This window comes from Romboutsia sp. Marseille-P6047, assembly GCF_900604535.1.
GTDB lineage: Bacteria > Bacillota > Clostridia > Peptostreptococcales > Peptostreptococcaceae > Romboutsia_E.
Window position 1 is genome coordinate 152,300 of record NZ_UWOT01000007.1, and the last position, 14,427, is coordinate 166,726.

A 14,427-nucleotide genomic window follows, 5' to 3' on the forward strand; every position below is an offset into this window, starting at 1 on the left:
GATTTAGCTATTAAATATTATGGATTATACATAAAAAAATTGACAATATTCTCAACTGATTTACTATCATAAAAGCAATCATCACATTCTAATGGTATTATATATTTACCTTTGGATAACGTTATTGCTTTATTTAAGTTTCTTACACCACCTTCATTGGTTTCATTTTTATTTACTATATAGTTTACGATATTATCTTTTTTATATTCTTGTATATATAGTTCAACTGATTTCTTGAATTTTTCATCGAATTTATCTGAACAATCATCACTTATTATTATTTCAATCGGTGAATAGTCTTGTTTTAGAATTGAATAAATATTTTGCTTTAAATATTGTATATTATTATAACTAATTACAATTATACTTACTAAATTATTAACATCAATATTTTGCACTTATAATACCTCCTAGTATTATTTTTACTACATTATATTAATAATCCATTGTATAGTTACATACTTCTACAAATTTATATACATTTATATATAATAAATCTCACGGTCTACCAATTTTTATTTTATCTATATATGGAATAATTTCTTTTTCACGCATAGTTTTTCTATCTTTATTCAACTCATTTTTAATTTGTATTTTCTTTTCTTGATCCAAATTATAACCATTAAAATCTCTTGACTCTCCTCCCCATCTTCTATATATTGTTATTGCGTCTATTATGCCTATTTTACACCCTTGCCTAGTTACATTTAATAACTTTGTATGATCAGCTAATTGTTTATAGTCTTCATCATACATTCCAAATTTATCTATAAATTCTCTCGTGTAATAAAGATGAGATCCTGATATAAAATTTCCTTTACACAATCTTAAATATAAATCTAGTGGATCACCATTTAGCAAATCTATACACCATTGTGGAAATCGTTCTTTACTAATTGGATTCATATTTACATCACAGCTATATTCATAAGATTTAGCCATTAAATATTGTGAATTATATTTAAAAAAATCAACAATGTTTTTTACTGATTCACTATCATAAAAACAATCATCACATTCTAATGGTATTATATATTTACCTTTAGACAGTCTTATTGCTTTATTTAAATTTTTTACACCACCTTCATTTATTTTATTCTTATTAACTATATAATTTATAATATTTTCCTTCTTGTTTTCTTCTATATACAACTCTAATGATTTTTTAAACTCTTCATCAAATTCATTTGAGCAATCATCACTTATTATTATTTCAATCGGTGAGTAATTTTGTTTCAAAATAGAATTTATATTTTCTTTAAGATATTTTATATTACTATAAGATATTACAATTACACTTGCTAAGTTATTAATATCTACATCTTTCAATTAATACACCTCCATATATTTACTTTTACTATATATTTTTATATGCTCGCTTATCAAAACAAGAAACTTTAAATTCATTCAAAATTCTATTCTTTTCGTATAAATCTTCAATAACTCCAACTTGATTTCTAGAATTAAACTTGTTTAAAGTATTTTTACCGTGCAATATAACCATATAATTTTCGCTCTCTAGAACTTCATATTTTAACTTTATTGCACCTGCATGACCACCTTCTAAATAATATCGTACATTATTTAGATAATCACTTGCCTTATATATAAGTGTATAAAATGGAGGAGATTCAAAATACCATTTACCTAGTTTATCATTTATAATGTCATATACATATCCTTTTTGGTTTATCAATACCTGTGTTTCAGGATTTGGACTATAGTCTAACAACTGTTGAGTAAAACTATTGTGATACATATCATCATCATCTAATCTAACTTCGTAAACATAGTCATAACTTTTTACCATATCTTTTAGTTTATTTAAATTACTTTCAAATACAATATTTTTAGGTAGCTCTGGATATTTTCTTAGTTCACTTTCTATAATTTCTTTGCTTAATTTATCATAAAGTAAAGTACACATAAAGGATTGATTTGTTTGATTGATAAGACTTTGACATGTATAATTCATAAATATATTCATTCTATATTTTATCCACTCTGGTCTAGTCTAATATCACTAAATCTAAAAGTATTAAATACAATTTTTATAAAAATTAATTTTTTCATAATTATCTCCTTTTAATTTATTTTCATCATACTATATAATAATTTTTATACCTTAATAAAATATTATTATAGTATCTACTTCTACTGATGTAGATTTAATTTCGACTTCAAGTGTTATTCTTTTTTGTGTATTCCTAGGAGAATCAAAGTACCATCCTCTCATATTTTCCTCATCTCCAATGTATTCATTTATGTTTAAATTTTTTGAAGAATTTATACAAATCTTGCATATAATTCTCTCATCATCATATAGATAAATTCCATCATCATATTTAACTTTTATACTTTTATCCAAGTTCCATAGTATTTTATAAGTATGTTCATATTTAGATATGATATAATCTTTTATCTCTACTTTAGAATTAATTCTATCGTACTCTAACTTCCTTTTATGAATTAAGTCTTTATATCTATTATTCACACCTAAAACCATATTCTTATCTTCTCTTATAATATAATCTTCAATATATACATCATCGTATATACTACTTGTATCTTCAAACTGTGCCATATTATTAGTTTTATTTTCACGGTTAAGAAATTCGCGTAATTTTATAGATTTATTATATACAATCAAAGTGTTATGAGCAAATGAAGAATATGCATACTTTGTAAATTTATCTTTATATTCATATCCATTAAATCCTGATTCTACAAATATATTTTTTCCTTTATATATTAAAACAGACAAATCATCACAGTGCTTATGATAATTGCTATTATAAGCAGCTGAAAATAATATATATAAACCATTCTTACCTTTACCCCAACTATCTCTAAATATTGCATACCCTGCATCTTTAAATACTACAGAATCTTCTTTAGGAATTACTCCATCATTACCACTTGTAATTGCATAGTCGAAATATTTATCGTTATATAAGTCTTTGTATGATTCAATTACCTTTTTAGATGCATTATCACCAATTTCAGGAAAGCAACCGTTTGGTTTTAGTATTTGATAAGAAAATCTTAATGTATTCTCATACTTTTCATATAAATATTTTGAAAAATCATTATCTATGCTTCTCATTACAATAGAATATAATTTTAAACTTTTACTGACTTCATAATGATAAAATGGAGTGTGTTCTTTATGAACACCTTCAACAAAAACAAAATCAAAATATTTTTTTAATCTGTTTTTTGATAATTCTTCATAAATTTTTGATTTGCTATCTAAGTAAATATTTGTGAATATAATAGTAGAGATAAGTCTTGATACATTCCATGATTTGTATTTTTATTATGAAAGTTTTCATTTGAAAGTAATTCTGCTGTTTTAGATATATTAGATACAAATCGTTCTAAATATTCGCGTCTAAATAAATTATAACAATTTAAAATAAAATTTACCCAATAGTTCATTCTTAGAGCTGTTGTTTCATCATGATAATCATATTTATTTCTGTATTCTATATCGTATTCATTTTCATATTTATCTATCCACTGATATACTAACTCTAATCCTACACTTAAATACTTCTCTTCTTTTGTTTCTCTATAAGCTTCTATTAAATCTCCTAGAAATTCATGACCATTTAATCTTCTAAGATACGATCTTCCCATTTTTTCATCTTCCCAATTTATAAATTTATCAAAATGAACTTTTTTATACCCAAATATATTAAGTATATTATTCTCATAAGGTCATTACTAGTTTCTATATAATTTTCATTAGAATTTTTATTTAATATGATTTTAAATTTATCATATAATCGATCTAAATCTTTTGATATATAGTCCATTGTTTTATCAACCCTTAATTTTTTATATTTCTACATATCTACAAAACTTTGAATCGTAATCTCGATATTTTCTATAAAGTTATATTTATCTATAGAAAAGTACTTAAATCCATACTCAAATTTATCAATATAATTTAAATTTATATATTTTAGTAATTCATAAATAGTATAATTCTCTATAATCCTTCTATTAATCATACTTCTATCCAAATATAATAAGTTTGTGTATTTAAAGTCTTTACCTTCATTTTCTAAATTCAAAGTTATATTATTCTTTAGTATAAACCCTTTATTATATTTGAAATATGACTTTTTACCTATTACTTCTGCATTTGTGTAAATAGTTGCATTTACTAAATCTCTTAAATAATATTTGCCATAATAATTATTAGGATTTAATATTGATATATAGTCAGAATCAATAATATCCTTTAAACTTAAGTTCATACTTTTATTATTTAGAAGTAATATATTTTTATCAAAGTTACAACTACCTTTTAGCTTTAAATATAGTTCTTCACTATATGTTATTAAAAGTAGTTTTTTATATTTGTATAGTTGATTTTCATAATTTTCTGATATTTTTTTAAAATCTTCATACCCCTTAACTAATCCAATTATACAAATATCTTTATTTATATTATTAATATTAATACTTACTTTATCTAATAAATACATTAAACGTTGATTGTAGGTATGATTTTCTAAAATCCGTCTAATTCCTTTTATAGATTTAATATCATAATAATAATTATCTTGTTCAATTTTTGAAAGTTCATCTTTAATCTTTTGCTTATCATCACTAACCATTACTATGTCTCCAAATAGCTCCTCAATTCCTAAAGAATAAGTACTTATAATAGGTGTTCCACAGGCTAAAACTTCATATATTCTTCTAGAAAACATTGTTTTAGAATTATCTACAGTACTTACATTTAAAACTACCTTATATCCCTTATTTGCCTTATCTAGTTTTTCCACCGGTAAATATCCCACTATATTTTCTTTAAACTTATTTGGATATTCATACTGCTTTAGGTTTCTATTATAATTTCTATCATATATATCAAGGCCTATAGATTCTATTGCTGCTTCTAAAATAGTATCTAATCTTTCTCTTCTTCTTTCATATTTATTATTATAATAACTTCCTGCAAAACAAGCTTTATTGCATCTATTTAAATCAATTTTTATTGGATTGTGAATTTTAGGATTTGCCGCAAATGGTAATACAAATATATTGTCATGTTTTAAATCTATTTTGTATTTGTTTACGCTAGATTCATCTGTAGTAAATACATAATCAAATAACTTTGCTGTATTTATAAAATGATTATAATGAACAGGATCCTCTTTATTCCAAAATATTGTTGGTATAAACTTTTTCTTACACCAATCAACTAAATTCTTTAACTCCAACGTATTATACTTATTTATATATTGTACTTTTTTATTCCATGCATCATCATTTCCATGCCAGGCTGATTCTACTAATAATATATTAGGTCTATTAAGTTCTAATTCACCCTTCCATTCATATGGATGTACCTTTATCAAGTTACATATTCCATCAAAACAAGACTCTGTAAGTTTATCAAATATACATGCTATTTTTAAGTCACTAAGCTTGTCTATCTTGTTAAATATAAATCTATTTTCTATGCTATTCGTATACATAAAATTTATTTTTTTTCTTCTGTATATTTTTATTGAATCAATTCTAAAGTTACCACTACCTTCAACTCTAATAGCTAATTTTGTTATTTGATTTTTGTCCATTAAGCTTATAACTTTATATGAGTTTAAATTTATATTGTCTAAAATTTTTTCATCATTTATACAAGTTATTATATAAAGTCTTAAATCAATATTTTCATCCTTCAATCCATTAAACTCTATTTTATATAAGTATTCATTCTCAATATTAATTTTATCTTCACTACTTTTATCATAAAGATCTTTATCTATATAAAAATATTTATGCTCATTATCACAGTAAAAAGATTTACAAATATTATTTTCTAATATTATTTTACATTTAGATTTTTTTTGAAAATCATACTTATTTAAATTTATATCTTCATATAATTCATATTTATAAATTTCCATACATCTACCTCATTTAAAATTGACAACTTTGTAAATTTTTATTAACTGCCTATATATTCTATTCATATTACATTTATTAAGTTACAACATTTTATACTAAAAGTTGACTATAAAAAATGCTACCTCAAAATTTGAGGTAGCATTTTTTATCTATACAGCTTGAATATCTTCACTGTAAACTTCTTTAATTTTATAACTTCTAATTTCCCTTAATATAACCACACCAGTTATAACAGAAGCAATTATATCAGCTGTTGGTTGAGCAAACCAAACACCATTTAAATCAAAAATATTAGGTAAAATTAATATCATAGGTATTAATAAAATAACCTGTCTAAGTAAACTAAGTACCATAGCAACTTTAGCTTTACCTGTAGATTGAATATAGTTAGTACCAACAACAGATAATCCTACTATTGGAAGTGCAAAAGCATATTTTCTTAAACCATTAACAGTAATGTCCATAAGCTCTGCATCTCTATTAAACATACCAACTAAAACTTGTGGTGCAAACTGAATTAATAAAGATCCAACTACAAACATACAAGTAGAAGCTAAAAGTGTAATCTTAAATGTCTTAACTGCTCTATCATAATTCTTAGCTCCATAGTTAAATCCAACAATTGGTTGCATACCTTGTACTAATCCAAAAGAAGGCATTAAAAATATCATAGTTATAGAGCTTATAGTAGCCATTGCTCCTATTGCTAAGTCTCCACCATAACTTCTTAAAGAATTATTACTTAATACTTGAACTAAACTAGCAGCTAATTGCATTGCAAATGGAGCTGATCCTATTGCAAATATCATCTTTACTATATTAGAGTTTAACTTTAAACTTGATTTTCTAAACTTTAAATTCGACTTTCCTTTTAAGTAATATAATAATCCCCATATAGCAGTTACACCTTGAGAGGTTACTGTAGCTATTGCAGCTCCTTGTATTCCCATATTGAACCCAAATATTAATACAGCATCTAATACTATATTCGTAACGCAACCAACGGTCATTATTATAGCTGATAATTTAGGATTTCCATCTCCTCTAATCATATTATTAAAAGCCATAGCTAGTATTTGGAAAACTGCTCCTAATAATATTACACTCATATATGATTTAGCATAATATAAAGTTGAATCACTAGCTCCAAATGCTGATAATATCTTATCTGAGAAAACTGTTCCTATTACTGTTAATATAATTCCGATTGTTACAGATAAAGTTATTGCATTTCCTATTATACCTTCTGCTTCATCTCTTTTTCCTTGCCCCATTTTTATAGATATATTAGTTGCAGAACCTACACCAACTAACATACCAAACGCAAGCATTATTGTCATTATTGGCATAGTTACACCAAGACCTGTTATTGCCATAGGACCAACATTTGGTATATTACCTATAAACATTCTATCTACAACATTATAAAGTGCATTTACCATCATTCCTATGATTGCAGGTACAGAGTATTTTAATAATAATTTACCTATAGGCTCTGTTCCTAAAATTTGTTGACTATTTTTCATTCGTATCCTCCTTATATATTTATATTTTTACATACTTTCTCAAGTAATTCTTTCATAGTTTCTTCTTCTTCTTCTGTTAATATTTCAGCGATTTTATTATTCCACTGACCTAACACTCCTAGCACATCTTCTTTTATATTTTTTGCTTTATTAGTTAAATGAATTTTGTTTGATCTTTTATCATTTTCATCTTTAATTCTAGTTATAAAGCCTTGATCTTCTAATTTTTTTAAAGCTCTTGCCGTTGTACCTTTGTCTATTTTTAATTTTTCAGATATTTCTTCTTGATTTCTACCATCCTCTGTATATAGCTCAAGTAAAAACATAAATTGACCAGATCCAATTCCAAACTTAGAGACTTCTTTGTTTATAAATACACTCCCTTTTCTATATAAATGAGATATGTATTTTCCTATATGCTTATTTTCTTTACATTTTTCTATACACATATAAAGTTCCACCTTTTTATTAGTTGTTTATGCAACTATATCATTATATCATATTTAGTTGTTTTTACAACTATTTTTTTATAAAATAAAAAATAGGAAGTAAAATGATAAATATCAATATACTCCTATTAATTTTATTTTAAATTTTCTATTAATTCTTTGCATTCTTTTTCTATTTCATATATGTCATTATGAATATAAATTCCATTCACATGCATATATATTATCTCTTGAAGTTTTATAATTTTCATCAACCTTAGATCCTGTAGTTTCTGGATTTAAAACTATATTACTCCTCATAGCTACTACTCCATCACTTAGCATTGGATATGAAAATATTAAAGTATCACAAAATATCTCCTTAATATGATTATCTCTTTCAATACTAACCTTGCTAACTCTTCCATCTCCATATATTCCTACTAATTTATATCCTTCATATATATTATATTTTAAACCTAAAGACTTAACTCTATCAGCATTTCCATCTTCACACAGAATACCTACTACATTTATATTATACTTTTTTAATTCTTGTTCTATCATATATATAGTAGCGTCACCTACAATTAAAATATTTTTACCAGGCACCATATCTTCCATAGCAAATATTTTCTTTGCCATACCTATAGTAAGTATACCTGATACTCTATCTCCAACTGCAGTTATTGAGTTCCTTGATTTTTCTTTTCCACCATTTGCAATAATTACATTTTTCCCTTTAATTTTCTCTATACCTCTTTGTGCACTTGTACAAACTACCTCATTATTTTCTTCTATATTTAATACCATTGTATTTAAATTTATATCAACATTATAACGTTCTAATTCTTTTAATATTTTTTCTTTATACTCTTTACCCGTAATATAAATTTCATTTCCTATATTATAGTCACTATTACTTAGCATTCCTCCAAGATCCGGATCTTTTTCTATTATTAATATACTTTCTATACTTCTTTTTTTACCTTCTATTGCACAAAGAATTCCTGCTGCACCGCCACCTATAATTACTAAATCATATTCTCTCATAGTTCTAGTCCTCCTTATACCCGACAACTACTGAAGTTTCATTATTCTTCTTAATATCACTTAAGTCTACTCCTAATTCTCTGCTTAGTATATTTGCTATTGTTAGCATACATCCAACCCCTTGACAACCTCCCATCATGGCTCTAGTTCTTCTTTTGACTCCATCTATAGTGGTTGCTCCTAATGGTCTTTTTATAGAATCTATAATTTCACCTTCCGTTATTAATTCACATTTACAAACCATTTTTCCATAAGAAGAGTTTTCTTTTATCAGTTTATTTTTTTCTTCCATACTAAGATTAGAAAATCTGACTAAATTTTTTCTTTCATTTTTAAAGTTATCTTTTTCTTTTAAGTCTACTAAGTCTGATACTATCTTAACTACGTATTTTCCTATTGCAGGGGCTGCACTAAGACCTGGCGAGTCTATACCTATTACATTTATAAAATTAGAATTATCTTCTGAGTTTCTTATTATAAAGTCTTCATTATCAGTTTTAGGTCTTATGCCACTAAATGAAGTTAATATTCTTCCCATAGGTAAGTTTTGTATTGTTTTACTGCCTTTTTGAATTATTTCATCTATACCTTCTCTTGAAGTACCTATACTTTCATCAGACTTAGCATTAGGTCCAAGAAGTAAATTTCCATCAGCTGTTGGAGTTATTAATACACCTTTACTTAAATTACTTGGAACTTGAAATAATGTTTTATTACAAATACCTCCTGCTACTTTATCAAATAAACAGTATTCTCCTTTTATTGGTTGTATTTCATATTTTTCTTTATTTACTAAATTACTTAAATAAGCACCATATAGACCAGATGCATTTATTATTATTTTAGCTTCTATACTTTCTTTATTTTCAAACTTTATTTTATATGTCTTTCCTTCTTTTATTATATCTATTACTTTATAACCTAACTTAAATTCTACTCCATTCTCTACTGCATTTTCACCTAGTGCTATTGTCATTTCATATGGACTTACTATTGCAGATGATTTTGCATGTAAAGCACCTACCACATTATTATTTATATTAGGTTCTAAGCTTAGAACTTGCTCTTTTCCTAAAATTTCTAAACCTGGTACACCTAATTCATCCCCATTTATTTTTAACTCATTTACCCTTTTCATTTCATCTTCGCTAAAAGCTAATATTAATGCACCATTTCTTTTAAATGGAAAATCTAATTTATTAGCTAAACTGTCAAATAATAAATTTCCTTGTATATTAAGCTCTGCTTTTAAAGTTCCTTTTTTTTCATTATATCCAGCATGTACTATACCGCTATTCCCTTTTGATATTCCCTCTGCTATATCATTATTTTTGTCTACTAAACATATATCTATATTATATTTTGATAATTCCCTTGCTATTGAGCAACCTACTACACCTGCTCCAATTATTACAACATCTTTCATAGTGACATCTCCTTTTATAAAAAGTAAATCTTTGTTAATTTATAGTATTTATTATATTCTTTTAATCTTTGCAAGTAAAATTTATTATTACTATAATAACCATTATATTTTTTGATATATCTTATATAATTATTTACAAAAAATAAAAGAGAAAATCTTAAATTAGATTTCCTCTTTTATTTATTTAAAAAGTCTAAAGCATATTGTACATGTAATGCTGCCCCTATTTCTAAACTATCTTCATATATATCAAATTTTCCATGATGATTAGGATAAATATAACCTTTAGATTCATTTTTAGATCCTACTAAAGCTATTGCACCAGGAACTCTATTTAAATATTCAGACATATCTTCTCCAATTGTAAGCTTTGGCATATGTCCTATTCCATCTTTTCCCATTATTTTTTCTACTGCATTTTTAGCTAATTTTGAACATTCTTTATTATTTATAGAAACAGGCATTCCAAAAGTATACTCTAAGAAAGCCTCTGCTCTATATGCCTCTGCGGTATGTTTTATTATACGTTCAATCATATTTGGAATTTCATCTCTTAATTTTGGATTAAAGCATCTTGAAGTACCTTCTAGTATAGCTTCACTTGCAATTACATTAAATCTAGTTCCTGACTTTATAGATCCTATACTTATCACTACTGGTTCTATTGGGCTAGTTTCTCTACTCACAATAGTCTGTAGATTCATAACAATTGCACATGCTACAACAGCTGCATCTATTCCTTGATGAGGAAGTGAACCATGTCCACCTTTTCCTTTTATTCTTATTTTAAATATATCTGCTGAAGCCATTACTGGTCCTTCTTCAATGGATACTTTTCCACAATCTAAATCTCCCCATAAATGCATTCCAAATATCCCATCCACATCATCAAGTGCCCCACCATCTATCATAGCCTTAGCTCCTTTAGCTATTTCTTCAGCTGGCTGGAAAAGTAATTTAACCGTTCCATTTATTTTATCTTTATTCTCATTTAATAATTGTGCTGCCCCAAGTAACATAGCCATATGTCCATCATGTCCACATGCATGCATCATACCTTCTTCCTTAGATTTATAATCTACATCATTTTCTTCAAAAACAGAAAGAGCATCCATATCAGCTCTTAAGGCTATTGTTTTTCCAAATTTATTTCCTTTTATAGTACCTATGACTCCTGTACTTGCAATACTCTCATAAGGTATTCCCATTTTTTCAAGTTCTTCTTTTATTCTTTTTGAAGTTCTTATCTCTACTCCGCTTCTTTCTGGATGTTTATGAAAATCTCTTCTCATTGATACTATATAGTCTTTATACTTTTTTATTTCTTCTTTAACGTTCATATTATATCCCCCTGTTGTTAAATCTTTAAGACTATAATTTTAGTTATATTTAGATAAAGTTGTAATAAAATCTCTTTTGAATTACTTCAATATAATAATTTTGCCTTATTAAAATAATTCCTTTCGACAATATTATCATATCTTACATTTTATGTAAATACAAAATTGTATTTATTTTAAATATTTTCAGATAATTTCATTTTCAACAATCCTTGCTATAATGTAACATATTCTGCATTTTTTAATAGTATATATTAAGGAGGAGCAATAATATCTATCTCCTAGATAGCGAGGTGACAAAATGAGAATTAACTACTCTAATAAGTGTTGTGCAAATCAATATTCTTTAAATCAATGTAGTTGTACTAAAAAATATTGTAATTGCTGCAATTGCTGTAGCCAAGTAAATACATGTAATCCTTGTAATAATTACTGTCCTAAAGCTAATACTTGTTTTAATAAATGTAATAATAGCCAATGTCCTAATTGCAATAGTACTTGTAATAATAATGTACAATCTGTAATGAATTATAATTTATGGGTTAACCCATCTAATTATTCTCTTAGCAATTCTAACAGTTGTCCTAAAAACTGTTCCAATAGATACTATAATAACTTTTAGATAACTTATAATCGGCCTTATAGCAGTATATTATACTCTATAAGGCTTTTTATCAGTATGCAATTTTTTTGTCACTTTTGAATACTTACATCATACTATAGTATTAACTTATCTTACACTATACTCTTAATTTAGACTAAGTGTTAAATTTAAAAATAATAAGTTTTAACATATCTATGGATGAAAACATATATTATGTATGAGTGTTTATTAATAAAAAATTTTAAAATATGGAGTTGATATCATGATTTCAAAAGATACTAACTATCTAAAAAATACAGTTCTTAATGAAATTGCTATGACTATTTCAGAATCAGACTGCTCCCAGCCAACAAAATTAATTGGTGATACGGTTTGGGTTGACTTAAACCAAAATGGTATACAAGATAATGGCGAACCTGGTATGGGTAATGTTACTGTAGATTTATATAACTATAATAATAAAACTAAAGTTGCTACTACTACTACTAATGCTAATGGTAATTATATATTCGATACTGTTTATCCAGGTACTTACTATGTTATATTCTCTAATATACCTGAAGGCTATGGATTTATACAATCAAATGGTGTTGTTGATACTACAGGTAGAACTCAACCATTCTGTGTAAAATATGATGATGATCCTACTGATAATACAAATATTGATGCACCTATATTACCTGCAATAGTAACTACTACAACTACTCCGGTTCCCGTTACTACTACAACTACTCCGGTTCCCGTTACTACTACAACTACTCCGGTTCCTGTTACTACTACAACTACTCCGGTTCCTGTTACTACTACAACTACTACAGTCCCTGTTACTACTACAACTACTACAGTCCCTGTTACTACTACAACTACTACAGTCCCTGTTACTACTACAACTACCTCTTCTGGTTTAGCATCTGTAAGTGGTACAATTTGGGTAGACTTAAATCAAGATGGAACTCAAGCCCCAACTGAACCAGGATATCCTGGAGCATTTGTAACTTTATATAACTGTAATACTAATGATCCTATTCAATCTGTATATACTGATAGCCTAGGTAATTATTCATTTAATAATCTTGCACCTAATATTGCTTACTACATTAAAGTTGATCCTATACCTGGATATAAATTTATTCAATCAAATGGGGTTGCTGATACTAACGGAAGAACTAATTGTTTTAGATTGAATCCAGGAGAAAATAGAGTTGATTTAGATATACCTATACTACCAGTTTGTATCCAAACTATATGTCCAGTACGTACAACAACAACTACTACAACTACTACAACTTCACCTGTACCAGGTAGTATAACAGGTATTGTATTTGCTGATTATAATTGCAATGGTGTAATAGATACTGAAGATATTGGAGTTCCAAATGTATTTGTTTCTTTATATAATGCAAATACTTATTGTGTAGTATCAACAGTTTTAACTAACTCAAATGGTAATTATCAATTTTCTAATGTAAATCCAGGTAACTATTACTTGATATTTAATAATATTCCTTGCCAATACTCTTTCAACACTAAAACTGGTGTTGTTTCTAGAAATGGTAAAACAGATGTATTTACATTATGTCCAGGTCAAAATATAACAAACCTTAATGTTGGACTTTGTCCTAACTGTGTAAATAATAATACTTCTAATTCAAGTTGTGGCTGTATAGAGGATGATAATTATGATTATCCATCTTCAGATAACTGTAATAATAATGATATAATTCCTTACGAATTAGGAACAGTTGGCGGGTATGTATGGTTAGACTCTAATGGAGATGGATGTAAATCTTCTAGAGAGATGGGAATTCCTAATGTAGATGTTTCCTTATATGACTGTAATAATCAACTAATTGACTCTACTACTACATCTCGTAAAGGTAAATATATATTTAATAATGTACCATCTGGTTCTTACTATATACAATTTGGAGATTTACCTTGTAACTATGTTTATATAAAATCTAATCATTTAGTAAATTCAAATGGTTTATCTCTAGTATTTAATTTATGTCCTGGAGAATCTAGATTAGATGTAAATGCACCAGTTTACAGAAAACCTAACGGACATTCATGTATAAATTCAAATAGTTGTCATGATTGTTGCTAAATAAAGTCATAT

13 protein-coding genes are annotated in these 14,427 nt (G+C 26.4%); 2 read left to right on the top strand and 11 right to left on the bottom strand.

The features are described from left to right. Positions 1-17: 17 nt before the first annotated feature. The 11 genes from EIH23_RS09315 to EIH23_RS09365 form a co-directional block, all read right to left on the bottom strand. Positions 18-398, bottom strand: a complete 381-nt coding sequence (locus EIH23_RS09315; RefSeq protein WP_122640020.1) for a glycosyltransferase family 2 protein — start codon at positions 396-398, stop codon at positions 18-20. A gap of 100 nt (positions 399-498) precedes the next feature. After that, entirely contained in the window at positions 499-1,329 is an 831-nt protein-coding gene (locus EIH23_RS09320; RefSeq protein ID WP_122640021.1) for a glycosyltransferase, read from the bottom strand. Positions 1,330-1,357: 28 nt separating this feature from the next. Further along, the gene (locus tag EIH23_RS09325) at positions 1,358-1,975 is read right to left on the bottom strand and encodes a hypothetical protein (protein WP_164489033.1); all 618 of its coding nucleotides are present in this window, start codon (positions 1,973-1,975) and stop codon (positions 1,358-1,360) included. 150 nt (positions 1,976-2,125) lie between these two features. After that, positions 2,126-3,106, bottom strand: a complete 981-nt coding sequence (locus EIH23_RS09330) for a heparinase II/III domain-containing protein (protein ID WP_122640023.1) — start codon at positions 3,104-3,106, stop codon at positions 2,126-2,128. Positions 3,107-3,252: 146 nt separating this feature from the next. After that, positions 3,253-3,708 carry a heparinase II/III family protein gene (locus EIH23_RS09335; protein WP_330566214.1) on the bottom strand — a complete coding sequence of 152 codons (456 nt, stop codon included), beginning with the start codon at positions 3,706-3,708 and terminating at the stop codon, positions 3,253-3,255. Between the two features lie 143 nt (positions 3,709-3,851). Next, entirely contained in the window at positions 3,852-5,930 is a 2,079-nt protein-coding gene (locus EIH23_RS09340) for a CgeB family protein (protein ID WP_122640025.1), read from the bottom strand. Positions 5,931-6,080: 150 nt separating this feature from the next. Beyond that, entirely contained in the window at positions 6,081-7,457 is a 1,377-nt protein-coding gene (locus tag EIH23_RS09345; protein ID WP_122640026.1) for an MATE family efflux transporter, read from the bottom strand. 11 nt (positions 7,458-7,468) lie between these two features. Then, positions 7,469-7,906: a MarR family winged helix-turn-helix transcriptional regulator gene (locus EIH23_RS09350; protein ID WP_122640027.1), complete on the bottom strand. Its 438-nt coding sequence runs from the start codon at positions 7,904-7,906 to the stop codon at positions 7,469-7,471. Between the two features lie 189 nt (positions 7,907-8,095). Continuing rightward, positions 8,096-8,938, bottom strand: a complete 843-nt coding sequence (locus EIH23_RS09355) for an NAD(P)/FAD-dependent oxidoreductase (RefSeq protein ID WP_243113366.1) — start codon at positions 8,936-8,938, stop codon at positions 8,096-8,098. 4 nt (positions 8,939-8,942) lie between these two features. Then, complete coding sequence (locus EIH23_RS09360) at positions 8,943-10,364, bottom strand: NAD(P)/FAD-dependent oxidoreductase (RefSeq protein WP_122640028.1); 1,422 nt, start codon at positions 10,362-10,364, stop codon at positions 8,943-8,945. A gap of 176 nt (positions 10,365-10,540) precedes the next feature. After that, complete coding sequence (locus EIH23_RS09365) at positions 10,541-11,704, bottom strand: M20 family metallopeptidase (RefSeq protein ID WP_122640029.1); 1,164 nt, start codon at positions 11,702-11,704, stop codon at positions 10,541-10,543. A 301-nt stretch (positions 11,705-12,005) separates the two neighbouring features. Between EIH23_RS09365 and EIH23_RS09370 the strand changes: the two genes are divergently transcribed. Together EIH23_RS09370 and EIH23_RS09375 are read left to right on the top strand one after the other, a co-directional pair. Then, on the top strand, positions 12,006-12,326 hold the full coding sequence (locus tag EIH23_RS09370; RefSeq protein ID WP_124097566.1) for a hypothetical protein: 321 nt from the start codon (positions 12,006-12,008) through the stop codon (positions 12,324-12,326). 244 nt (positions 12,327-12,570) lie between these two features. After that, complete coding sequence (locus EIH23_RS09375; protein ID WP_122640030.1) at positions 12,571-14,415, top strand: SdrD B-like domain-containing protein; 1,845 nt, start codon at positions 12,571-12,573, stop codon at positions 14,413-14,415. Positions 14,416-14,427: the final 12 nt, after the last annotated feature.